20 protein-coding genes are annotated in these 22,186 nt (G+C 59.0%); 9 read left to right on the top strand and 11 right to left on the bottom strand.

All coding sequences use genetic code 11. From position 1 onward, the window contains the following. Positions 1-21: 21 nt before the first annotated feature. The 10 genes from fabZ to F6V25_RS10890 all read right to left on the bottom strand — a co-directional run bounded on the left by fabZ (position 22) and on the right by F6V25_RS10890 (position 12,146). Positions 22-465 (bottom strand): 3-hydroxyacyl-ACP dehydratase FabZ, encoded by a 444-nt coding sequence (gene fabZ, locus F6V25_RS10935; protein WP_149306977.1) that lies wholly within the window; start codon positions 463-465, stop codon positions 22-24. Positions 466-692: 227 nt separating this feature from the next. Continuing rightward, positions 693-1,730 carry a UDP-3-O-(3-hydroxymyristoyl)glucosamine N-acyltransferase gene (lpxD, locus tag F6V25_RS10930; RefSeq protein WP_151128611.1) on the bottom strand — a complete coding sequence of 346 codons (1,038 nt, stop codon included), beginning with the start codon at positions 1,728-1,730 and terminating at the stop codon, positions 693-695. A 59-nt stretch (positions 1,731-1,789) separates the two neighbouring features. Next, positions 1,790-2,308: an OmpH/Skp family outer membrane protein gene (locus F6V25_RS10925; RefSeq protein WP_151128610.1), complete on the bottom strand. Its 519-nt coding sequence runs from the start codon at positions 2,306-2,308 to the stop codon at positions 1,790-1,792. A 33-nt stretch (positions 2,309-2,341) separates the two neighbouring features. Next, positions 2,342-4,639 (bottom strand): outer membrane protein assembly factor BamA, encoded by a 2,298-nt coding sequence (gene bamA / locus F6V25_RS10920; protein ID WP_151128609.1) that lies wholly within the window; start codon positions 4,637-4,639, stop codon positions 2,342-2,344. A 38-nt stretch (positions 4,640-4,677) separates the two neighbouring features. Then, on the bottom strand, positions 4,678-5,349 hold the full coding sequence (locus F6V25_RS10915) for an ABC transporter ATP-binding protein (protein WP_151128608.1): 672 nt from the start codon (positions 5,347-5,349) through the stop codon (positions 4,678-4,680). A 51-nt stretch (positions 5,350-5,400) separates the two neighbouring features. Continuing rightward, entirely contained in the window at positions 5,401-6,663 is a 1,263-nt protein-coding gene (locus F6V25_RS10910; RefSeq protein ID WP_151128607.1) for a lipoprotein-releasing ABC transporter permease subunit, read from the bottom strand. 3 nt (positions 6,664-6,666) lie between these two features. Then, complete coding sequence (gene lysS, locus F6V25_RS10905) at positions 6,667-8,145, bottom strand: lysine--tRNA ligase (protein ID WP_151128606.1); 1,479 nt, start codon at positions 8,143-8,145, stop codon at positions 6,667-6,669. 163 nt (positions 8,146-8,308) lie between these two features. Continuing rightward, on the bottom strand, positions 8,309-10,795 hold the full coding sequence (locus F6V25_RS10900) for an Rne/Rng family ribonuclease (RefSeq protein ID WP_151128605.1): 2,487 nt from the start codon (positions 10,793-10,795) through the stop codon (positions 8,309-8,311). A 174-nt stretch (positions 10,796-10,969) separates the two neighbouring features. Then, entirely contained in the window at positions 10,970-11,443 is a 474-nt protein-coding gene (locus F6V25_RS10895) for a ferritin-like domain-containing protein (protein WP_151128604.1), read from the bottom strand. 190 nt (positions 11,444-11,633) lie between these two features. Beyond that, positions 11,634-12,146 carry a peptidylprolyl isomerase gene (locus F6V25_RS10890; protein ID WP_151128603.1) on the bottom strand — a complete coding sequence of 171 codons (513 nt, stop codon included), beginning with the start codon at positions 12,144-12,146 and terminating at the stop codon, positions 11,634-11,636. Between the two features lie 487 nt (positions 12,147-12,633). Between F6V25_RS10890 and F6V25_RS10885 the strand changes: the two genes are divergently transcribed. From F6V25_RS10885 to F6V25_RS10865, 5 genes are all read left to right on the top strand, one after another. Next, positions 12,634-12,819: a hypothetical protein gene (locus tag F6V25_RS10885; protein ID WP_151128602.1), complete on the top strand. Its 186-nt coding sequence runs from the start codon at positions 12,634-12,636 to the stop codon at positions 12,817-12,819. A 129-nt stretch (positions 12,820-12,948) separates the two neighbouring features. After that, complete coding sequence (gene prmC, locus F6V25_RS10880) at positions 12,949-13,812, top strand: peptide chain release factor N(5)-glutamine methyltransferase (RefSeq protein ID WP_151128601.1); 864 nt, start codon at positions 12,949-12,951, stop codon at positions 13,810-13,812. Continuing rightward, complete coding sequence (locus F6V25_RS10875; RefSeq protein WP_149306989.1) at positions 13,809-14,360, top strand: hypoxanthine-guanine phosphoribosyltransferase; 552 nt, start codon at positions 13,809-13,811, stop codon at positions 14,358-14,360. The genes prmC and F6V25_RS10875 overlap by 4 nt, the downstream gene beginning before the upstream one ends. Next, positions 14,361-15,662 carry an NCS2 family permease gene (locus F6V25_RS10870; RefSeq protein WP_149306990.1) on the top strand — a complete coding sequence of 434 codons (1,302 nt, stop codon included), beginning with the start codon at positions 14,361-14,363 and terminating at the stop codon, positions 15,660-15,662. Between the two features lie 424 nt (positions 15,663-16,086). After that, positions 16,087-16,758 (top strand): dihydrofolate reductase family protein, encoded by a 672-nt coding sequence (locus F6V25_RS10865; RefSeq protein ID WP_218043547.1) that lies wholly within the window; start codon positions 16,087-16,089, stop codon positions 16,756-16,758. 110 nt (positions 16,759-16,868) lie between these two features. On the opposite strand, the gene F6V25_RS10860 is transcribed toward F6V25_RS10865, so the two are convergent. Then, a complete protein-coding gene (locus F6V25_RS10860; RefSeq protein ID WP_151128600.1) occupies positions 16,869-17,351 on the bottom strand; it encodes a peroxiredoxin in 483 nt (160 codons plus the stop codon). A gap of 154 nt (positions 17,352-17,505) precedes the next feature. On the opposite strand from F6V25_RS10860, the gene F6V25_RS10855 reads away from it, so the two are divergent. From F6V25_RS10855 to F6V25_RS10840, 4 genes are all read left to right on the top strand, one after another. Then, complete coding sequence (locus F6V25_RS10855; protein WP_151128599.1) at positions 17,506-18,867, top strand: sigma-54 interaction domain-containing protein; 1,362 nt, start codon at positions 17,506-17,508, stop codon at positions 18,865-18,867. Between the two features lie 241 nt (positions 18,868-19,108). After that, positions 19,109-19,357 carry a chaperone NapD gene (locus F6V25_RS10850; RefSeq protein WP_149306993.1) on the top strand — a complete coding sequence of 83 codons (249 nt, stop codon included), beginning with the start codon at positions 19,109-19,111 and terminating at the stop codon, positions 19,355-19,357. A gap of 30 nt (positions 19,358-19,387) precedes the next feature. Then, entirely contained in the window at positions 19,388-21,706 is a 2,319-nt protein-coding gene (locus tag F6V25_RS10845; RefSeq protein ID WP_151128598.1) for a molybdopterin-dependent oxidoreductase, read from the top strand. Positions 21,707-21,883: 177 nt separating this feature from the next. Continuing rightward, entirely contained in the window at positions 21,884-22,186 is a 303-nt protein-coding gene (locus F6V25_RS10840) for a hypothetical protein (RefSeq protein WP_151128597.1), read from the top strand.

The following is a 22,186-nucleotide window of genomic DNA, read 5'->3' as shown; positions in this document are numbered from 1 at the left end:
AAAATTAGCACGTACTCGGTGTTACGCCGCTTTGTCGGCAAAGGTCGCCTTGAGGGATGCCTCGGTTACCAGTGTTTCGCCCACGTAGGCCTTACCGTCGACCCCCCAGATGCCGCGGCGGTTGAAGGTCGTTTCGATCTGGATGCGTAGTTGATCGCCAGGAAACACCGGCTTTCTGAACTTCGCATTGTCGATGGACATGAAGTAGCTGACCTTTTTCTTCGTTTCATCGTCCGATGCCAGGTAGGCCATGATACCGGCAACCTGGGCCATGGCCTCGACGATCAGCACCCCCGGCATAACCGGATGGCCGGGAAAGTGCCCCTGGAAAAAAGGCTCGTTGATGGTGACATTCTTGATTCCGACGCAGCGTTTGCCGTGCTCCAGCTCAATGATCCGATCGACCATGAGGAAGGGGTAGCGGTGGGGAAGAATCTTCATGATTTCATTGACGTCCATTAGCATGGGAAACCTCGTTGAAATAAAATAGTTGCCGCAGAAGCGCGGAGTAACAATAAATCTGCCACAGAACCGCAAAAAAACTGGAGAACTTCAAAACAAAACCAGCCACAGAGACTCAGAGAAACGGAGAACGTCAACAACTGAATCTATTTATGAACACAAAACGGCTTATGCCGCTGCTTCTGATTTTCCTCAGTGTCTCAGTGGCAGATTTTGAGACTTTATCCTGTTCATTTTTTCAGCTGTTCTTCCAGTTCGGCGATGCGTTTTTCCAGGCTGCTGACCGTTTTCTTCAGGGCCGGCAGGTTGGCGACCACCGCCATGGATTTGAGCCACTCCTTGTGGGGCTGCGCCGGATAGCCGCTGTAGCCGGCATTGGCGGCCAGGGAGTTGGGTACCCCCGACTTGGCCCCCACCATCACGTTGTCACCGATGGTCAGGTGGCCGGCAACCCCGACCTGGCCGGCCAGGGTCACGTGGTCGCCGACCTTGGTGCTGCCCGATATCCCCACCTGGGAGACGATCATACAATCGCGCCCTATCTGGCAGTTGTGGGCGACCTGCACCAGATTGTCGAGCTTGGTCCCCTGTTTTACCAGGGTGACCTCCAGCGCGGCCCGGTCAACGGTCGTATTGGCGCCCACCTCCACATCATCTTCCAACACCACGATGCCGATCTGGGGAATCCGGTAATAGCCGCGACCGTCCGGGGCATAACCGAACCCATCGCTCCCGATGACCGCGCCCGGCTGGATGATCACCCGGTTTCCGAGACGGCAGCGCTCGCGGATAACGGCGTTGGCATGCACCACGCAGTCATCGCCGATCACGGCCCCCTCGTAGATGACAGCGCCGCTGTGGATGACGGTCCGCGCGCCTATGGTGACGTTGTTCCCGACGCAGGCGCCGGGATAGATGCTGATCCCCTCCCCCAGCGTCACGCCGGTCCCCACGTTCGACTCGGGCAGTATTCCCAGCCCAGGGTGGGGGGATGTGTAGAAGAGTGTCAGCAGCTTGGCAAACCCCAGGTACGGATTGGCCACTTCGACCACGTTGCGGCCGTAAGCCTCGTTTCCTGGGGCCATCAGCACCGCTCCGGCCTTTGTTTCCGCGACCTTGGTGGCGTATTTGTGGTTTGCCAGGAACGTGATGGTGTCGGGTCCGGCTGTTTCCAGGGGGGCAAGTCCGCCAACGCGCACCGCACCATCCCCCCGCACCGTACCGCCCAAGTATTCGGCGATTTCTTTCAATGTTTTGCTTTGTTGCATGTCACAGCCCCGTAGCTATAGTCAAAATATTCCGACCGCACAATTTGATGCGGCGACCGCTATTTCTTTTTGGCGGTGTTGAAGCGTTTCAGCACTTCTTCGGTCACATCGGACTTTTCATCGACATACAGCATCATGCTGTCGTTTTTAGCAAAGATAAAGGCATAACCGTTGGTACGGCCGTACTCCTTGATAACCTTTTCCATCTCCTCAAGGATCTTGCGAGTAAATTCTTCATCCTTGGCCTGAAGCTCATCCTGGGCGTCCTTGGTGAAACGCTGAAACTCTTTCAGCCGCTGCTGGTAGTCCTTTTCCTTGGAGGCCCTGGCCGTTTCGGACAGGAGCATCCCCTGTTTTTCAAGTTCATCCTTCAACTTCTTGAGCTCTTCCTGCTTGCCGTTAATTTCGTCCTGATACTTCTTGAGCCGCGCCGCCAACTGTTCCTTGGCCTCCTTGCCCGACTCGGAGTTGTTGAGCGCCCGTTGCATATCGACGTAGCCGATCTTCACATCGGCAGCGGAAGCCGATGCAGCTGCAAAGCCAAGAACCATGACTGCCGCCAGTATAAACCTTCTCATGATTGACGTTCTCCTTTTTCTCTATGATGCAGCCTAAAAGAGGCTGCCGATCGAAAACTCGAACCTGCCGCTACGGCTGTCCAGTTCGGCGCGCGGGTTCACGGGGATGCCATACTCGAGGCGGAGCGGCCCAAGCGGCGAAGCCCATCTGATCCCCGCGCCGTAGCTCAGCAGCAGCGAATCGAACATTTTACTGTATGAATCGTTGGTGCTATTGCCATAGTCGAAGAACACGACCCCCTTGACCCCCGCCTCAGCCAGAATGGGGAAGGAAAACTCCATGTTGCCGTAGGCTTCTTTGTTGCCCCCAAGGTAGACCACTTCGTCAGATTTAACGCCGTTCGTCGGGTTTGCCGTCCCGAGGTGTTTGGTCGGGGAAACCGTGCGGGCCTTGTAACCGCGAAGCGAGTAGATGCCGCCCAGGTAGAACTTCTCGTCGATTGGCACCAGCTTCCCTCCCACCTCCTCGACATATCCCACGGCCAGCTTGGTGGAGAAGATCAGTTTCTTGTAAATCGGGTGAAACCAAGTGTTCTCCAGGGTGTAGCGGGCAAACTTGTTATTCCCCCCCAGACCGGCGAATTCGGCAGTAAGCGAATTGATAAAACCGGTTGTGGGGTCGAGGTGGTAGTCGGTGTTATTGTGGGTGATACTCGCCATGACCGAACTGGTCGTCGTCATTCCCAGCGGATAGTTGTCCGGATCGGTGGAATGGAGGTCCTGATAGGCCTGCTGGGGGTTGTAGATGTCCTTGATCTCATACTTGTACATGAAGAAGGTGCCGATAAAGTCGTTGATCGGGTACCCACCCTTGATATCTCCGCCGGTCAGGCGCCGGGTGTAGTCGTTATAATCGCGCTGCGTCCGGTAGACGTCGGCCCCCAGGGTCCACTTGGTGTCGAGGAAGTAGGGATCGGTCAGGCCGAGGGAGTAGGTCTGGGACTTTCCGCCGATGGAACCGGAAACGTTCGCCTTGAGCCCCAGGCCGAGGAAGTTCGATTGCTGCACGGACCCCTGACCGATGATGCCGTCCAGGGAGCTGTACCCGCCACCGATACTGAACGATCCGGTCGGCTTTTCCTTGACGTCCACGTTGAGGTTGAGTTTGTTGCCGGCACTCCCCTTGGCCGTCGCAAGGTTGGCTTCCTCAAAAAAACCTGTGTTCATCAGGTTTTGTTTGCTGCGCTTGATGCCGGTGGCGCTGTAGAGTTCCCCTTCTGTGATGCGCAGTTCACGGCGGACCACCTTGTCGCGGGTCTTGGGGTTGCCAGCGATATTGATCCGTTCGATGGAAACCAACTCACCCTTTTCCATATCGAAGCTCAAATCTATGATCTGCTTTGTGCTGTCGGCCTTTGTCAATGGGTTGACGTTGGCGAAGGCATACCCCTTATCGGCATAGACATCTGTCAGGGTGGCGATATCGGTGCGCAGAGTGCTCCGACTGAAGATCTGCCCCGGCTCGACCTTGACCTTCTTGCGCAGTTCACTGACCGGCTCAAGCAGGTCGCCCTTGAAGTCGAGGTCACCGATGCGGAACTGTTGCCCCTCCGTAATGCCGATGAACACCTCCAGTGCGTCCTTGGCATCGGTCAGCTTGACAACCGGTTCACCCACCTTGACATTGATGTAGCCGTTGTTCATGTAGTGGTCGGCGATCAGCAAGGCGTCGTTTTTCAACACCTCTTCCTTGTATGTGCCCGCCCCGGTCAGCCACGACAGAAACCACTTTTCCTTGGTTTCCATGACCTTGCGCAATTGTTTGTCGGTGAAGGTCCTGTTCCCGTCGAAGCGGATGGTGCGGATAAGGATCTTCTTCCCTTCGGTGACCTTGAAGGTAATCGCAAGCTCCGTGGGCGTACGTTTTTCCGTCTTCGGCTCGATCTCGGCCAGATAGTATCCTTCGTCGCCGTAGAGTTTTTTCATCTTGGCAACGCTCTTGGCAAGATCCTTGGTGGATACTATGGCATTCTGACGGAACTCAAGGGCTTCCTTGAGCTTGTCGGTGCTGATTTCCTTGTTCCCCTCGAATTTTATGTCGCGGACAACCGGCTTTTCCTGCACCGTATAGACCAGAATCACGCCCTTGTCGGTTTCTTCCGTCGCGGCTTGAATATCCTGGAAGTGCCCCAGTTTGTATATGGCACGGATGTCTGCGTCGGTCTTGTCATCGGACAAGGCATCGCCGGCCTTGCTCGAGACGACATTGAGGATGGCGGCCGATTCAATGCGCTGATTGCCCTTGGTCCGCACCTCGAAAATCTTTTCGCCTTCAGCCCGCGCCGTGCCGGCGACGATAAACTGAAACGCACATACAACCATCACTGCCATACGAAATATGGGCACTCTTCCCCCGAGACTCACACGAATTATTCAAGCCGTCCATCAACCAGCCGCACGGTTCTTCCCATGGCGGCAGCCAACCGTTCATTATGGGTGACGACAACCAGGGTCAGCCCCTTTTTCTGCTGCAATTCGGCCAACAGAGCATGCACCCCCTCGCTGGTCTTCATGTCCAGGTTACCGGTCGGCTCATCGGCCAGCAGCAACTCGGGGGACAGCGCCAGGGCACGCGCAATGGCCACCCGCTGCTGCTCTCCGCCGGACAATTCACCAGGGCGATGCCCCAAACGGTGGCTCAGGCCCACATCATCCAGCAACTCCTCCGCCGTTGCCCTGGCCTTGTCACGAGCGGTGCGGGCGATCAGGGCCGGCATCATGACGTTTTCCAGAGCGGTGAATTCTGACAGCAGATGGTGAAACTGGAAGACAAACCCGATGCTTTTGTTGCGGAAAAACGCCAGTTCACGGTCGCTTTTCCGGAAAATATCCTCGCCGCGGAAGCTGACGGTCCCCGATGACGGCCGGTCCAACGCCCCCAGCAGGTGCAACAGCGTACTCTTGCCGGCCCCCGAAGCCCCCACCAGGGCGGTGGTGGTCGCGGGTTCCAATTCAAGATCGATGCCGGCCAGCACCTCTACTCTGTTCGGCCCGGTTGCATAGGTTTTGCATAGAGCGCGGACCTCAAGAAGGTTGCTCACAATAGCACCTCTTGACGAAAAACGCAGCGGGTTGAAAAAAATTCACATTTCCTACTCATAGCGCAACGCCTCGGCGGGCAGCATCCTGGACGCCTGCCACGATGGGTACAGGGTGGCGATGAACGAAATCAGCACCGCCGTCACCGATATCAGGACCACATCCGACGGCACCACCATCGACGGAAAATGGTCCAGATAGTACACGTCCTTGCTGAAAAAATTCAGGCCGGTGACCTTCTCGATGACGGTGATAATCGGCTCAAGATTGAGGGCGATGAGGAGCCCCGAGGCAACGCCCAGGATGGTGCCGATGATGCCTATGATCAGCCCCTCCAGGACGAATATTTTCATGATGCTGAGACCGGTGGCCCCCATGGATTTAAGGATGGCGATATCCCTGGTCTTCTCCATAACCACCATGAACAGGGTCGAGGCGATGCCGAAGGCCGCCACGAGGACGATGAGGGTCAGGATGATGAACATGACCATCTTCTCCGTCTTCAGGGCAAAGAGGATGTTGCGGTTCATCTGCATCCAGTCCCGGGCGTAGTAGTCGCCCCCCATGGTCAGGTTGATGGCGCGCGCCAGTTCTCCGGTATGATAGACGTCATCCACCTTGAGTTGGATGCCGGTGACCGTATCCCCCAGGTCGAAGAAGGCCTGGGCCTGGGCAAGGCTGACGTATGCCAGGGTCGAGTCGTACTCGAACATGCCGGTATTGAAAATCCCCACCACGCGAAACGGCTTCATCTTGGGCATCATGCCCAAGGGCGTGATGTTTCCCATGGGGGAGACGACGTTGATCGTGTCGCCCACGAACAGGTTCAGGTGCTTGGCCAACTCTTTGCCCACCACCAGCCCCGGCTTGCCGTCGGAGCCCGCCCCCATGACCGGGTCGAGCTTGTCGATGGAACCTTCGACGATCGACTTGCTCAGTTTGGTCACAGAGCGGTCCGACTGGACATCGATCCCCCGCAGGACCACTCCGGAGACATTCTTGCCCGACGACAGCATGACCTGATTGTAGATGAACGGCGTGGCCGCCTGCACCCCTTTGAAGCGCTTGAGCTTCGCCATGACCTGTTGGTAATCATCCATGGGGGCGCCGCTGCGGATGACCACCACATGGGCATTGGTCCCGAGGATTTTTTCCTTCAAGTCTTCTTCAAAGCCGGTCATGACCGCCAGCACCACAATCAGCGCCATGACGCCAAGGGCGACCCCTGCGGTGGAAATAAAGGTAATGATAGAAATGAATGTTGATTTGCGCTTGGCTTTCAGATAGCGCAACCCGATAAAAAGCTCGAAGGGCATCGCCTATTTCATTTCCTTCCGCAACTGGGGAAACAGGATCACGTCGCGGATCGAAGCGGAATCCGTCAAGAGCATCACCAAACGATCGATGCCGATACCTTCGCCGGCCGTGGGGGGCATGCCGTACTCCAGGGCGCGGACATAGTCCTCATCCATGTAATGGGCCTCTTCGTCCCCTTTGTTCTTCTCGGCCACTTGGGAGAGGAAACGCTCCTTCTGGTCAACCGGATCGTTCAGCTCCGAGAAGGCATTGGCGATCTCGCGACCGCCGATGATCAACTCGAAACGGTCGACGATATCGGGGTTGTGATCATTCTTGCGCGACAGCGGCGACACCTCGGTCGGATAGGCGGTGATGAAGGTCGGTTGGATCAGCTTGTGCTCGACCACCTCATCGAAGATCTCCATGACCAGTTTGCCGTAGCCAATGTCCTGGGGAAGATCGAGGCCGAGGCCGCGGGCATAGGCCAACGCCAGATCGCGGTCGTCCAACTGCTTGGCATCGATATCGCCATGCTCCAGGATCGCCTCCCGAACGGTCAGGCGTTTCCAGGGGCGCTTGAAGCTGATCTCGTTCCCCTGGCAGGTGAAATCCAGCGTGCCGAGAATCTCCTGGGCCACATGGCAGAAGAGCTCTTCGGTGAAGTCCATCAGTTCTTCATAGGTGGCGTAGGCCTGATAGAACTCCATCATGGTGAACTCGGGATTATGACGCACCGAGATACCCTCGTTCCTGAAGTTGCGGTTGATCTCGAAGACCCTCTCCAGACCACCCACCACCAGGCGTTTCAGGTAGAGTTCGGGGGCAATGCGCAGAAAAAGCTGCATGTCCAGAGCGTTATGATGGGTAACGAATGGCCGGGCCGTGGCGCCGCCGGGGATCGGATGCATCATGGGGGTCTCGACCTCCAGGAAGTCGCGACCAGCCATGAAACCCCGGATCAGGTTGACGATCCGGGAGCGCTTGATAAAGACATCGCGCGCTTCGGGATTGACGATGAGATCCACGTACCGTTGGCGATAGCGCGTTTCCAGGTCGGTGAGCCCGTGAAACTTTTCCGGCAACGGGTGCAGCGATTTGACCAGGAGACGAATCTGCTTTGCATGGAGCGACAATTCGCCGGTCTTGGTGCGAAAGGGAAACCCCTCGATACCGATGATATCGCCGATATCAAAGGATTCGAAGGTTTCAAAGGCCTCTGCGCCGACCTCGTCCTTTTTGACATAGACCTGGATGCGCCCCTTGCGGTCCTGGAGCTGGATGAAGGCGGCCTTGCCGAAGGAACGCCGGGCAAGCATGCGCCCGGCCACGATGTACTGTTCACCACTGGCATCGAATTGTTCCGTGTCGCCGTAGGCGGCAACCACATCGGCCGAGGTATGCAGCGGTTTAAAATCATTGGGGTAGGGATTGACTCCGGCCTCCCAGAGGGCATCAACCTTGCGCCGTCTCTGAAGCAGGAGTTCGCTGAGTTCTTCCATGGTGTTTTTTCAGCCTTTCGTGAACAACATATCCGGGATTCGGTGGGGCAAGACTGGTAAAAATATCGCCAACATCCTGTCAGGTCAAGAAAAAAAGGAAGCGGCCGTCAAGCCCCGTCACAGGCGGTTACTCCCCTGTGCGGGGACGAACCGCACAGGGACACTACTGGTCTCCTTCGTCCTTTTTGACGCTCCGGGAACGGCTCGCGCGTTTTTTCGGCGCAACGGCTTCCTCAACCCCCGGCTCGGATGGCACCGGGGCTTTGACGGCCTTTTTAGCCGGAGCCCGGCGCGGTTTCGCCGGTTTCGTCGCCCCAAGCTCCGCTTCGACAGGGGGGGCGTCTGCCGCTGCCGGCGTCGGCTCGATCTTCTTCCGGGTGCGGGGGGCTTTGGCCCGCTTGGGTTTTTCCGTCTCCGGAGCCGCCTCGGTCGTATCCGCAGCGGGCGGCTCGGAGGCAACGGCCACGGGCTGGACGATGGCCGCCTCGTCCTCCTTTTTGACTTTACGAGTAGTGCGGCGCGGCTTGGCGCGCTTTTCGGGCGCCGGCTCCCCTGCCGGGGCATCAGGAGTCGGGACGGCGACATCCGCTGCCACGGCAACCGGTGCGACGGCGGCCTCCGCGACCGCCCGGGCCGTTTTGCCCCGCCGGGACCTTTTGGGAGCAGGAGCAGCCGCCGCTTCGGGCTCAACCGGGGTAGCCGGTTCAGCGGTCGCCACCGGGGCGATTTCCCCAGCCTCAGCCGTCGGCGCCGTTGTTTCTACTGTTCCCCCATCCTGCGCCTTGCCCCCTTTACGGCGGCGGCGCTTGCGCTTTTTCTTGGCCGGGGTTTCCGGCGTGGCGTCTTCTTCCTGATCGCGAACGGCTTCCGCCGTTGGTGCGGTTTCCTGCCGCGATTCCTCCGGGCGCCCTTCCGCTGCCGGGGATTCGGCGGCAACGGCTACCGCCTCGACTGCCCCGTCTCCGGCTGGTTTCTTCTTCTTGCGGCGACGTTTGCGTTTCTTGCCACCTTCGGCAACGACGCCCTCGACCGCCTGTTCTTCCGCCCGTGCGGGTTCGGGCCGGTCAACCTTCCGTTCCGACGGTTCCGGCTGTTTCGGCGCCTCGGCAGCTTCGGCCTCGGATGCACGGACATCCTCCATGCGCGGTTTTTCCCGTTTGAGGGTCTCCAGTTCGAGCTGGTTCATGGTAAAGGATGGTTTCCCCTTCACCGTCACCTCGATCTCGTAATCGTTTTCGATCTGGGTCAGATCCCGCTTCTTGCGATTCAGCAGGTAATAGGCGACCTCCAGCGGCAGGGAACCGCGCACCTCGGCCACGGTCCCTTTGGCCGCGGCGGCATGCACCTTGCGCAGGAACGAGACGGCCATGGCCTCCACCGACTTGACCTTGCCGCGCCCCTCGCAGTGGGGACACGCCAGGTGAATGGCGTCGTTGAGCGTCTTGGCGATGCGCTGACGCGACATCTCCAGCATGCCGAATTCGGAGATCCGCCCCAGGTTGACCCTGGCCTTGTCCATCTTGAGGGCATGTTTGAGGACCTTCTCAACATCGGCATTATGCTTCCGTTCCCGCATGTCGATGAAGTCGATCACGATCAGGCCGCCCAGGTCGCGCAGCCGGAGTTGGCGCGCCACCTCTTCGGCGGCCTCCATGTTGGTTTTGTAGGCGGTATCCTCAATCCCCCGCTCGCCGCTGGACTTGCCCGAGTTGACGTCGATGCTGACCAGCGCCTCGGTCGGCTCGATGATCAACGAGCCGCCGGAGGGAAGCGCAACCCGCTTCTCGTAGATCTGGTCGATCTGCTCTTCCAGTTGAAAGCGGGAGAATATGGGGCGCTTCTCCTTGTGCAGCTTGACCCTCTTTTCGCACTTGGGCATGGTTTCGCGGAAGAACTCCTTGGCCTCCCGGTAGGCGTCCTTGCTGTCGACGAGCACCTCATCGATGTCGTCGGAAAAGTAATCGCGGATGGAACGGATGATCAGCCCGCTGTCGCGGTAGACTTCGCCCGCCCCGCTGATCTCTGCTGCCCGCGCTTTAATATCTGCGTACAGCTCCAGCAGGTTTTCCAGGTCCTTGTGCAACTCCTCCGGCGCGCGCCCGACCGCCTCGGTGCGGATGATGTAGCCGATCCCTTCGGGGACGTTCAGGCCGGCCACGATCTCCTTCAGTTTTTTACGTTCGCCCTCCTGCTCGACCTTGCGGGAGATGCCGGTGGAATCGCTACCCGGCATGATCACCATGTAGCGACCCGGAAGGGAGATGTAGCTGGTCAGGGCCGACCCCTTGTTGTCCCGCTCGTCCTTTTCCACCTGCACCACCAGTTCCTGGCCGCGGCGGAGTACTTCCTGGATGCGGGGACGGCGCTTGCGCTGATCCTCCGGGACATCGTCGCGCCACTGCCAGAAGTCGGGATGCAATTCCCCCATCTGGAGAAAACCCGGCTTGGCCCGCCCGATGTCGACGAAGGCGGCCTGGAGGCCGGGCTCAACCCTCAGCACGACCCCTTTGTAGATATTGCCCTTGGTCTGTTCCTTGCCGCTGATCTCGATGTTGAGTTCCATCAGGCGGCCATCGTGCACGATAGCCACCCGCGTCTCTTCGGGATGCATGACATTGATCAGCATTTTTTTGCTTACGGTCTCGCTCATTGCGTATATTCCTTTCAAGTGAGACATGCCCACGTGACTACATTTAAATGAGTTATTATATAGATTCCAGCACCGAAAGCAAAGAAAAAGGGACACCTGGCGGAAATTGGCTGCCGCCCGGCGTCCCTTGGCAAGGATGGTATGAGTGTGGGCATCACCATGCCCTGCCTGTCATCAGTTTTCCGTCATGAAGTGCTGTTCGTAGAGATCTTCCAATGACTGCAAATGGCGGCTTTCTTCCTTGAAAAGCTGTTGAAAGAGCTGCCCCATGGGGGCGCCGCTGCACCCCGACGCGACCTTGCCGTAAAAATCGACGGCGCCCTTTTCCAGGTGAATGGCGTAGACCAACGCCTCCCGCACACCCGACTCGGGGCCCAGTTCCTGTTTTTTGAAGACATAGTCCAGGTGCATGGTGGGGATCGGCTGATCAAAGGCCTCGCCACCCTCCATGCGCCCTTCCAGCAACGCCTTTTCCAACTGATGCTTATGGTCGAGTTCGTCCAGCGCATTATCGCGCAAGAGTTCCCGCGCGCCCTTATTCGTCAACCTGCGGATGGCGGCAAGATAGTTGCGAAAGCCCTCGTTCTCCATTTCAATGGCCATCTCCACGGCAGCATCAAAGGTATAGCAGACCTGATCGTCGCTCATGTTGTACTCCCCTCCTCTATCTGATGTAGGCGTTACCTGCGTCTGCGTTAGCGGGAGCCATACTGTAGCTCATATTGTATACAGTTTCAAGAATGCAATTTCACTCAGCAACTCGTGGCAAAAAAACAACGCCCCGATTCCGATAGGGAAACGGGGCGACAGTGCCAACGGGCGTACTCGAAAACCGGCGCTATTCGATGACCTTGGCCGACACGATGAAAACCGGCTCCACGGGGACGTCGGAATGCCCCCTGCTGCTGCCGGTCTTGACGGTGCGGATCTCGTCGACCACCTCCATGCCCTCCAGTACCTTGCCAAAGACGCAGTAACCGTAGAGGTCCGGCTGCTTGCCCCGGTGGTCGAGAAAGGAGTTGTCCACCACATTGATGAAAAACTGGGAGGTAGCGGAATCGACTACGGAAGTACGGGCCATGGCCAGGGTGCCGCGCTCGTTGGAAAGGCCGTTGTCGGCCTCGTTCTTGATGGCGAACTTGGGCTTTTTCTGTTCCAGGTTTTCATTCATACCACCGCCTTGGACCATGAAATCCTTGATGACCCGGTGGAAGATCAGCCCGTCGTAATAGCCTTCACGAACGTAGGAAAGAAAATTCTTTGCGGTGATTGGCGCCTTATCACTGAACAGCTCGATCTTGATAGAGCCTTTGGACGTTTCCAGCATGACATGCGGGTTCTGCTCGGACATCTGCAACCTCCTTGATGCGTGAAATTCGAATCTTGTCCTGTAAATTGGCTGTTTAACACACTGTGGCGTAAAATTAAACATTCTTTTTTCAGTGGTGTCAAATACATGCCCAGAACCAGCAATGTCGGCCCGGCAGAAACAGATCAACGGCAATACACTTTTCTTGCATACATATATCACTGATATCACAAGATATTTCAAGGCATGTTAAAAAAAATAACACTTTTGTCACGCTGGCAACGCACTGATATCGTTGTGTTACTTAAAAAATGTTAAAAAAATTACCACTTTCACGCTCCCCAAACCACACCCCGTGCGGCATGAGGCCGCATCATCCCAAACAACCATTCAATAACATTATGCTTTATAGGCATGGCATGCATATTGAGAGGACCACATCGGGCACCCCTGGCAACAGGAAGAGCCCAGGCGTTCCAAGGGACGCAAAAGGGGATCATCCCGGAAAGTTTTTTAAGGAGGATGGCTGGTGGAAGAGAACCTGGCAACGATTTCCTGTATCTCCTGCGGCTTTGTCAGCACCGTACCGCGCAAGGTGGCGCTCCATGAGCCCGAACGGGCGGTATGCCCCAAGTGCCGCTACTCGTTTCGCCTCTCCGATTGCCCGGCGGATGTTCAGCCACGTTTCCTGCCGGCCGGCGTGCTCATGGTGTAGGGTCCCACCACTGGAGCCTACGGCGGCATGAAAGACGGCCGCGATCATTCACGCCGCCCGCGCCTCTTTTTTTGTGGAGCATAGCCGCATAATAGGTTAGTATCCGCCCATTCTTTTCGGAATGGCGACATGGCACCTCAGGAACAGTGGACAACCATCAAGGTCCTTGCCTGGACCAAAGACTATCTGGGCACAAAAGGCATCGAAAACGCCCGTCTCGAAGCGGAATGGCTGCTGTGTGCCGCCACCGGCCTGGACCGGGTCGGGCTCTATCTCCATTTCGACAAACCGCTCAACGATGACGAGTTGGCTGCATTCCGCGCCATGGTGGCCCGCCGGGCCCGGCGCGAACCGCTCCAGCACATCCTCGGCACCCAGGAGTTCTGCGGCCTGGAGTTTCAGGTCTCCCCGGACGTGCTCATCCCCCGCCACGACACGGAAACCCTGGTAACGGAAGCCCTGGCCCGCAGTCCCGAGGCGCGGAGCGTGCTGGACATCGGCACCGGCAGCGGTTGTATCGCCGTCGCCCTGGCCCATAGCCTGCCAAATGCGGCCGTAACCGCCATCGACATCTCCCCCGCAGCCCTGGAGATGGCGCGGCGCAACGCCGAGCGCAACGGGGCAACGGTGGAATTCCTGGCCGGTTCGCTCCTGGAGCCGGTAGCCGGACGCAGCTTCGACCTGATAGTATCCAACCCCCCCTACATCCCCAGCACCGATATCGACCGACTCGAACCCGAGGTGCGGGACTTCGATCCCCGTGGCGCCCTGGACGGCGGCGCGGACGGGCTGGACCTCTACCGAATTCTGATCCCCGGGGCCCCGGCGCATCTGAACCCGTCCGGCTGGCTGCTGGTGGAGGTGGGGATCGGCCAGGCCCCGGCGGTTGCTGAATTATTCAAAAAAACACAAGAGTACGATCACCCCATAACGGCGTGCGACCCCGGCGGTATCGAGCGCGTGGTGGGGGCACAACGAAAGGATGTGTCATGACGGTAGATGAAGCGAACCAAGTGTTGACGGAGGCCGACCTGCTGGTTGGCGAGGCGGGCGTGGCAGCGGCCATCGGGCGGCTGGCGGGCGAGATTACGGACCAGCTCAGGGAAGCAAACCCGGTGGTGCTCTGCGTCATGAACGGCGGCTTGATCTTTGCCGGACAACTGGTGACCAAGCTGGTGTTTCCCCTGGAGATCGAGTATTGCCACGCCACCCGCTACGGCCATGAGACAGCGGGAGCGGGCCTGAACTGGATCGTGCGGCCGCGCCAGGAGTTGCGGGGCAGAACGGTGCTGCTCGTGGACGATATCCTGGACGAAGGCATTACCCTGGCCGCCATTGCCGACTACTGCCGCGAGCAGGGGGCAGCCCGGGTGCTGATGGCGGTCCTGGTGGACAAACGTCACGACCGCAAGGTTTCCCCCGGTTTCCGGGCCGACTTCACCGGCATGGAAACCGAAGACCGCTTCCTGTTCGGCTACGGCCTGGACTATAAGGGGTATTGGCGCAATGCGCCGGGAATCTATGCGGTGAAAGGCTTGTAGATGAAAAACTTTTTCCAGTTCGAGCAGCACAAGACGAGCTATCGCCAGGAGACCCTGGCCGGGGTCACCACCTTCCTGACCATGGCCTACATCATCATCGTCAACCCGGCCATCCTGGAAAACGCCGGCATCCCCAAGGGGCCGTCGGTTACGGCCACGATCCTGGCGGCGGTTATCGGCACCGTGATCATGGCCCTCTGGGCGCGGCGTCCCTTTGCCATCGCACCCTACATGAGCGAGAACGCCTTTATCGCCTTTGTGGTGGTCAAGGTGATGGGCTATCCCTGGCAGGTGGCCCTGGGGGCCGTCTTCATCGCCGGTGTACTCTTCACGCTACTGACGGTCTTCAAGATACGCAGTTGGCTGGCGGAATCGATCCCCCTGTCGCTCAAGGCCAGCTTTGCCGTGGGCATCGGCCTGTTTCTGACCTTTATCGGCCTCACCGAAACCGGGCTGGTGGTGCTCGGGGTTCCGGGCGCGCCGGTCAAACTGGGCAACATCTCCCAGCCGTCGGTGCTGTTGGCCATGGCCGGTTTCCTGCTGGTGGTGGTGCTCATGGCCCGCCGCGTCCGCGGCGCCCTGGTGATCGGCATCATCGCCACCACCATCGGCTCCATCGCCCTGCACATCACCCCCCTGCCGACCCAGTTCGTCAGCCTTCCCCCTTCCCTCTCCCCGATCCTGTTCAAGCTGGATATTGTCGGCGCCTTGCAACCGCACTTCTTCCCGGTGGTGATGGTCATCTTCATCATGGCCTTCCTGGATACGGTGGGTACGCTGATCGGCCTTTCCATGCGGGCCGACCTGCTGGACGAGAACGGCAACCTGCCGGAGATCGAGAGACCGATGCTGGCCGATGCCCTGGCCACCATGGCGGCACCGCTCCTGGGCACCAGCACCACCGGCGCCTACATCGAATCGGCCGCCGGCATCGAAGAGGGGGGGCGCACCGGCTTCTCGGCCCTGGTGGTGGCGGCGCTGTTCGCCCTCTCCCTGTTCTTCGCCCCGCTCTTCACCATCGTGCCGCCCCACGCCTACGGCATCGCCCTGATCGTGATCGGCTCCTTCATGATCCGCCCCATCACCCAGCTCAACTTCGACGATTTTACCGAGCTGATCCCGGCCTTTCTGACCGTGGTGCTGATGATCTTCACCTACAACATCGGGGTGGGCATGACTTCAGGAATGATCACCTACGTCCTGCTCAAACTGTTCACCGGCCGGGCGGCCGAGGTCAAGGCCGGCATGTGGGTGCTGGCGCTTCTGTCGCTGTCCCTGTTCTTCTTCCTGCCCAAGATGTAACTTGCCCCGGCAGGGCGTCCGATATAACGAAAGGGAGGTGGAAGCCGTTGCGCTCCACCTCCCTTTCTTTATCCTGAATTTGTGACGCCTGAACGGCGGGGTGAGCATGTCCCTGTTTTTTCCCTAAATCTCGACCCCATTCAAGGTATATAAGAGCGCCCCCTTTGTTTGCCCGTGGCTTGTCTTTTTTAGAACTCTCTAGTGATTGTCGTTTGAATGGGGGGTAAATATAAATGTTTGGAATGCGTGTGTTAATTTTAACACTTTGACGTTAAAATTAAATTGCAGGTCGTATGGAAGGGGATATATTTCTCATGATCCACCGTGTTACTGAAACGGGGGCGGCAGATGGCCCAACATAAAAATTTCCGGAATTATGCAGTTGTTGTATATCCCCTAATTAGGCGTCAATCGAAAGGAAGGCATGAAAATGACACGCGTCCGAGTTGACGGCTTCACCATCTCGCTTGACGGATACGGAGCTGGTCCGAATCAGGACATCAGGAATCCGCTCGGCGTGGGCGGGACAGACTTGCACCAGTGGTTAGTCCCGACACGCACTTTCCAACGAACCCTATTTGGCGCCGACGGTGGCACAACGGGGATCGATGACGACTTCGCTGCGCGGGGCTTCAAGAATGTTGGCGCCTGGATTCTCGGAAGAAACATGTTCGGACCGATTCGCGGTTCCTGGCCGGACATGAACTGGAAAGGCTGGTGGGGGGACAACCCACCCTATCACGTTCCAACCTTCATCCTGACTCATCACGCGCGAGCGCCCATCCAGATGGAAGGCGGAACGACATTCCACTTCGTCACGGGCGGCATTCACGAGGCGCTTGACCGAGCGCGCGACGCAGCCAACGGAATGGATGTGCGCATTGGCGGCGGACCTAGCACCATCCAGCAATATCTTCGTACGGGCCTCATCGATGAACTGCACGTCGCTATCTCGCCGGTCCTGCTGGGCGGCGGAGAGCGACTGTTCGAGGGTGTTGACGCGCGCGCTCTGGGATACGAATGTGTTCAGTTCGTTGCGTCGGAGAAAGCCACCCATGTTGTACTCCGGCGCCAAGGGCACAAGAAGGAACAATAAGGGTCGTGTCTCCACCGTGGCGGAGGGCACACGGCACAATCGGCTTGGTGCTGGACGGGTGACGTTGGACGCAGGCCAGTCGCTCGCCCCGCCGTTCAGGTACCACGGATTCAGGATAAAGAAAGCGTCCTGTCCTGTTCGATAAACGCAAGCACCTCGGCCGGGTGCTGTTCCGCCTTGGCCACCTTGGCCCAGTGCTTCCGCACCACGCCGTCCGGACCGATGACCACGGTGGAGCGGATGGTGCCGGTACTCTTTTTACCGTACATGACCTTCTCCCCGAACGCTTCGTAGGCCTGCATCATGGTGGTGTCCGGGTCGGACAAAAGGACGAACGGCAACCCCTGGGCAGCGATGAATTTCCCGTGGGAGGCGATGCTGTCCTTGCTGACCCCCAGAAGCACGATCCCCCGGTTGGCGAGCTTCGTATAGTCATCCCTGAAACCGCACGCCTCCTTGGTGCAGCCGGGGGTGCTGTCCTTGGGATAGAAATACAGGACCACCGTCTTTCCGGCATACTCCTTCAGGCTGTGGCACGCGCCGTCGCTCCCCTCCAGGTTGAAATCGGGGGCCTTCTTCCCTTCCAGCGACATGGTTTCCCTCCTCGATGCAAACAGGATAATTTTTATCTTTAACCCACCATACCATTATTTTCAGAAAGGTCAACACCGGCAGCCGGATCATTTTTGCTGCACCACAGCGCGAACTATGTTACCATTTCGTAACGCGATTTCGAACGGAGGCATCATGGGCGCAGCACCGGATATCTCGACCATCCACCGGGCGATCCTGGAGAGTATGGGAGAGGGGGTCATCTTCATCAACGCCGAGGACCGGCTGACCTTTATCAACCATACCGCCGAGCAGATCCGGGGGATCAAGGCCGAGAACTTCATCGGCCGCCACATCCTCACCATCCATTCCCCCACCACCGCGGAACGGGTCAAACAACTTCTCAGCGGCCTCAAGGACGGGTCGATCCAGCAGACGCGAAGGGTGATCGAGGTCAAGGGCAAATATTTCGAGAACAGTTACTACCCCATACGGGCAACGGAGGGCTCCTACCTGGGAGCGGTCCTGGTCAGCCGCGACATCACCGAGAAACAACTCCTCAAGGAAGAGAACCGCCTGCTGCGCGACCAGATGGGGTTGGGCGACGCTTTCAACGATTTTGTGGGAACGAGCCAGCCCATCCTGCAACTCTTCCAGACCATTGCCGCCATCGCCACCCTGGACTCCACCATCCTGATCACCGGGGAAAGCGGCACCGGCAAGGAATTGGTGGCCGCGGCCGTTCGCCAGCACAGCAAACGGCTCAACAAGCCGGTGGTCAAGGTCAACTGCGCCGCCCTGCCGGAGAACCTGGTGGAATCGGAACTGTTCGGCCATGAGCGGGGGGCCTTCAGCGGGGCTTTTTCCAGCCATCGCGGCAAGTTCGAGCTGGCCCACGGCGGAACCATCTTCCTGGACGAGATCGGCGACCTCCCCCCCATCGCCCAGGCCAAACTGTTGCGGGTGCTCCAGGACCGAACCATCACCCGAGTGGGGGGCGAGAAGGAGATCGCCGTGGACGTGCGCATCATCGCCGCCACCAACCAGGACCTGCAATCCCTCGTGGCCTTGGGGCGTTTCCGGGAGGACCTGTACTACCGGCTCAACGTCATCACCATCCATGTGCCCCCCCTTCGGGAGCGGCGCGAGGATATCATTTCGCTGGCCGAATATTTCCTGCGGCGCTTTGCGGAAAAGATGGGGCGCCACGTCACGGGGATCAGCCAGGCGGCGGCCCATATCCTGGCAGCCTACGACTATCCCGGCAATGTGCGGGAACTGGAGCACGCCATCGAACGGGGCGTCGCCCTCTGCGGCGGCGAGAACCTCATGCCCCAGGACCTCCCCGCCGGTTTCCTCGCGGCCGGCGGCCGGACCACGCCGGTCCGGCGCGACAACGACACCCGCCCCCTGTCCCGCTCGCTCGACGATTTCGAGCACCAGGTCATCCGTGATGCCCTTGCCAAGACCGGCGGCCGCAAACAGGAAGCCGCCCGCCTTCTCAACATATCCCGCAAAACCTTGTGGCAAAAACTGAAACAGATGGAAAACGGGTAACAAACGTTACACGAATGTTACCCTAAAGTAACATTCTCCCGCCACACCTCCTCAACTTCCCCCCCTCTCTCAAAAATAAGTGTGTGTTTACGGATAGTTATTTATTACCCCTCTCCCTGGCACGCTCCATGTAAGTCTGTTCTCCGGATGGGGTTCCCCCCGCATTGCCAGGAATTATTCCGGTGATACACTTGGGTTCGTACCCCCACACGCTAGGTAACAATATTATCAAGGAGCATTTATGCCGGTTTCAGGAGTCGTCGTCACCTGTGTTGACGGGTGTGCCCAGGATGTGGCCCAGCGACTCGCCGCCCTTGACGGCGTCGAGGTACATGGCGTGCTGCCGGACGGGCAGATCGTGGCCGTCCTGGAGGCGGATACGGTTGATGGGGAGGTACGGCTGTTTGCCGGCTTTCACGAGGTTGAGGGCGTGCTGGCGGTCAGGCTTGCCTACCATAATTTCGAGGATACGGAACAGGTTCCGTCCTGAAGTCGCATTTTCGCAGCACAGGAGGAATATATGGAACTTTCCAGACGTGATTTTCTCAAAAGCAGCGCGGCCGCGGCCGCATTTGCCGCGGCCGGCGCAGCGGCGCTGAGCCCCCTGCGCCCCAAGGATGCGGCAGCGGCGGAGAGCGGCATCACCTGGGGCAAGGCCCCCTGCCGCTTCTGCGGAACCGGCTGCGGCGTACTGGTCGGCGTTAAAAACGGCAGGATCGTCGCCACGAAAGGGGACCCCCAGGCCCCGGTCAACCGTGGGCTCAACTGTATCAAGGGCTATTTCCTCTCCAAGGTCCTCTATGGCACGGACCGCCTGACCAAGCCGCTCATCCGCAAGGGTGACACCATGGTTGAGGCCTCCTGGGACGAGGCCATGACTCTCATCGCCTCGAAGTTCAAGGAGGCCATCGCGAAGCACGGCCCCGATTCGGTGGCCATGTACGGCTCCGGCCAATGGACCGTCTTCGAGGGATACGCCGCCAGCAAACTCTTCAAGGGGGGCATCGGCACCAACAACATCGAACCCAACGCCCGGCTCTGTATGGCCTCGGCCGTGACCGGGCTCATGACCACCTTTGCCAGCGACGAACCCATGGGGTGCTACGACGACCTGGACCTGGGTGACACCTACTTCCTGTGGGGCGCCAACATGGCCGAGTGTCACCCGATCCTCTTCTCCCGCATGATCGACAACCGCCTAAAAAACCCCAAGGTCAAGATCATCGATTTCGGCACCCGCCACACCCGCACCTCCCAGATGGCCGACCAGTACGTCCGGTTCACCCCCCAGACCGACCTGGCGCTCCTGAACGCCATCGCCCACGTCATCATCCGCGACAAGCTCTACGACGAGCAATTCATCAAGGAACATGTCGTCTTCAAAAGGGGCAAGGAAAATATCGGCTACGGCCTGGAGGACAAATTCAAGTTCGCCGACGAGCCGAAACTGATCGGCTTTGACGAGTACGCGGCGTTTCTCAAACCCTATACCCCGGAATACGTCGCCGCTATCTCGGGAGTACCGGCCACAACCATCGTGGAGTTGGCCCACCTGTACGCCGACAGGAAGCGCAAGGTCACTTCCCTCTGGACCATGGGCTTCAACCAGCATACCCGCGGCACCTGGGTCAACAACCTGGTCTACAACGTCCACCTGCTGACCGGCAAGATCTGCAAGCCGGGAGAAAACCCCATGTCCCTGACCGGCCAGCCCTCGGCCTGCGGCACGACGCGCGAGGTCGGCACCTTTACCCACCGCCTTCCTGCCGACATGGTGGTCACGAATCCCGAGCACCGGGAGAAAACCGCAAAAATATGGGGCGTCGATCCCAAGAAGATCCCCGCCAAACCGACCTACAACGCCACGGAGATGTTCCGCGCCCTGGACCGGGGGGACATCAAGGTGGTCTGGGTCCAGGTCACCAACCCGTTCCAATCCCTCCCCAACCTGAGCCGCTACCGCACGGGTGCCCGGAAGGGGGATGGCCGTTTCGTGATCGTCTCGGACATCTACCCGACCCGCTCCACGGAACTGGCCGACGTGATCCTCCCCTCGGCCTCGTGGGTCGAGAAGGAGGGGGTCTTCGGCAATGCCGAGCGCCGCACCCAGCAGTGGTTCAAGCTGGTGGACGCCCCGGGCGAGGCCCGAAGCGACCTGTGGCAGACCATGGAACTGGCCCGGCGCCTCGGCCACGGCAACCTCTTTCCCTACAAGGAGGTGGAACGGGAGATGTGGGAGGAGTACCGCAAATTCAACGAGGGGCAGGGCAAGGATCTGGCGCCCTACGCGACCTATGCCACGACCCGCGGCCTGCGCTGGCCGGTGGTGAACGGCAAGGAGACCCTCTGGCGCTACGCCGAAGGCCACGACCCCTATGTGAAGCAGGGGGAGGGGATCAAGTTTTATAAGAACAAGCCCGACCACTACAAAGCGGTCATCTGGGCCCGCCCCTATGAACCGGCGCCCGAGGTGCCCGACAAGCACTACCCGTTCTGGCTCTGCACCGGCCGCGTGCTGGAACACTGGCACACCGGCACCATGACCGGCCGCGTGCCGGAACTCAAGCGCGCCTACCCCGCCGCGGTGTGCGAGATGCACCCCGACGACGCCAAACGGCTCGGCGTCCAAAACCTCCAAAAGGTGAAAATTTCCTCCCGGCGCGGCTCCATCGTACTGCCGGTGGAGTTGAACGGCCGCAGCAAGGCCGAAGAAGGCAACATCTTCGTAGCCTTCTTCGACGAGGGCAAGCTGATCAACGAGTTGTGCATCGACGCCTACTGCCCCATCTCCGGTGAGCCGGACTTCAAGAAGTGCGCGGTCAAGATCGAAAAGGCGTGAGGCCGAAAAGAACAAAGACAATCTGCCACGGAGACACAGAGAAAACCATGCGTAAGGCACACAAATGAGCAGCGATTCTTGGCTTACCCCAAAAATGTTGTGCCTTTCTCTGTGAATCTCTGTGTCTCCGTGTCTCTGTGGCAGATATTGATTCTTAATCCCAGTAGGAGGTTACCCATGAAAGCTTTGCTCAGGATTCCGGCCCTGGTCGCCTGCGTTGTCGCCCTGGCGCTCCCGGCATTGGCCCAGGAGCAGGAAAATTACGAGGCCGATGCCCGTAGCGCCGAAGACGCGCCGCCGATGATCCCCCATTTTGTGGCGGACAACGCCAACGGCACGGCGTGCCTGGCCTGCCACGAAACCGGCCTGAAGGGGGCGCCCGTGACGCCCCACCCCACCCGCCTCAATTGCACTCAGTGCCATGTCAGGAGCGAGATGAACGCGAAAACACCCGAAACAAAGGCAAAGACACGGCAATGA

The sequence above is a fragment of the Oryzomonas japonica genome, from assembly GCF_008802365.1.
Lineage (GTDB): Bacteria > Desulfobacterota > Desulfuromonadia > Geobacterales > Pseudopelobacteraceae > Oryzomonas > Oryzomonas japonica.
The sequence above is the reverse complement of the archived record's forward strand: the minus strand, read 5'-3'. Positions and strand labels throughout refer to the sequence as shown.

Excerpts from the sequence above, each read along its gene's own strand:
- fabZ (WP_149306977.1), bottom strand. The coding sequence starts at position 465 with ATGCTAATGGACGTCAATGAAATCATGAAGATTCTTCCCCACCGCTAC.
- lpxD (WP_151128611.1), bottom strand. The coding sequence starts at position 1,730 with ATGCAACAAAGCAAAACATTGAAAGAAATCGCCGAATACTTGGGCGGT.
- F6V25_RS10925 (WP_151128610.1), bottom strand. The coding sequence starts at position 2,308 with ATGAGAAGGTTTATACTGGCGGCAGTCATGGTTCTTGGCTTTGCAGCT.
- bamA (WP_151128609.1), bottom strand. The coding sequence starts at position 4,639 with ATGGCAGTGATGGTTGTATGTGCGTTTCAGTTTATCGTCGCCGGCACG.
- F6V25_RS10910 (WP_151128607.1), bottom strand. The coding sequence starts at position 6,663 with ATGCCCTTCGAGCTTTTTATCGGGTTGCGCTATCTGAAAGCCAAGCGC.
- lysS (WP_151128606.1), bottom strand. The coding sequence starts at position 8,145 with ATGGAAGAACTCAGCGAACTCCTGCTTCAGAGACGGCGCAAGGTTGAT.
- F6V25_RS10900 (WP_151128605.1), bottom strand. The coding sequence starts at position 10,795 with ATGAGCGAGACCGTAAGCAAAAAAATGCTGATCAATGTCATGCATCCC.
- F6V25_RS10895 (WP_151128604.1), bottom strand. The coding sequence starts at position 11,443 with ATGAGCGACGATCAGGTCTGCTATACCTTTGATGCTGCCGTGGAGATG.
- F6V25_RS10890 (WP_151128603.1), bottom strand. The coding sequence starts at position 12,146 with ATGTCCGAGCAGAACCCGCATGTCATGCTGGAAACGTCCAAAGGCTCT.
- prmC (WP_151128601.1), top strand. The coding sequence starts at position 12,949 with ATGGCACCTCAGGAACAGTGGACAACCATCAAGGTCCTTGCCTGGACC.
- F6V25_RS10875 (WP_149306989.1), top strand. The coding sequence starts at position 13,809 with ATGACGGTAGATGAAGCGAACCAAGTGTTGACGGAGGCCGACCTGCTG.
- F6V25_RS10870 (WP_149306990.1), top strand. The coding sequence starts at position 14,361 with ATGAAAAACTTTTTCCAGTTCGAGCAGCACAAGACGAGCTATCGCCAG.
- F6V25_RS10865 (WP_218043547.1), top strand. The coding sequence starts at position 16,087 with ATGAAAATGACACGCGTCCGAGTTGACGGCTTCACCATCTCGCTTGAC.
- F6V25_RS10860 (WP_151128600.1), bottom strand. The coding sequence starts at position 17,351 with ATGTCGCTGGAAGGGAAGAAGGCCCCCGATTTCAACCTGGAGGGGAGC.
- F6V25_RS10855 (WP_151128599.1), top strand. The coding sequence starts at position 17,506 with ATGGGCGCAGCACCGGATATCTCGACCATCCACCGGGCGATCCTGGAG.
- F6V25_RS10850 (WP_149306993.1), top strand. The coding sequence starts at position 19,109 with ATGCCGGTTTCAGGAGTCGTCGTCACCTGTGTTGACGGGTGTGCCCAG.
- F6V25_RS10845 (WP_151128598.1), top strand. The coding sequence starts at position 19,388 with ATGGAACTTTCCAGACGTGATTTTCTCAAAAGCAGCGCGGCCGCGGCC.
- F6V25_RS10840 (WP_151128597.1), top strand. The coding sequence starts at position 21,884 with ATGAAAGCTTTGCTCAGGATTCCGGCCCTGGTCGCCTGCGTTGTCGCC.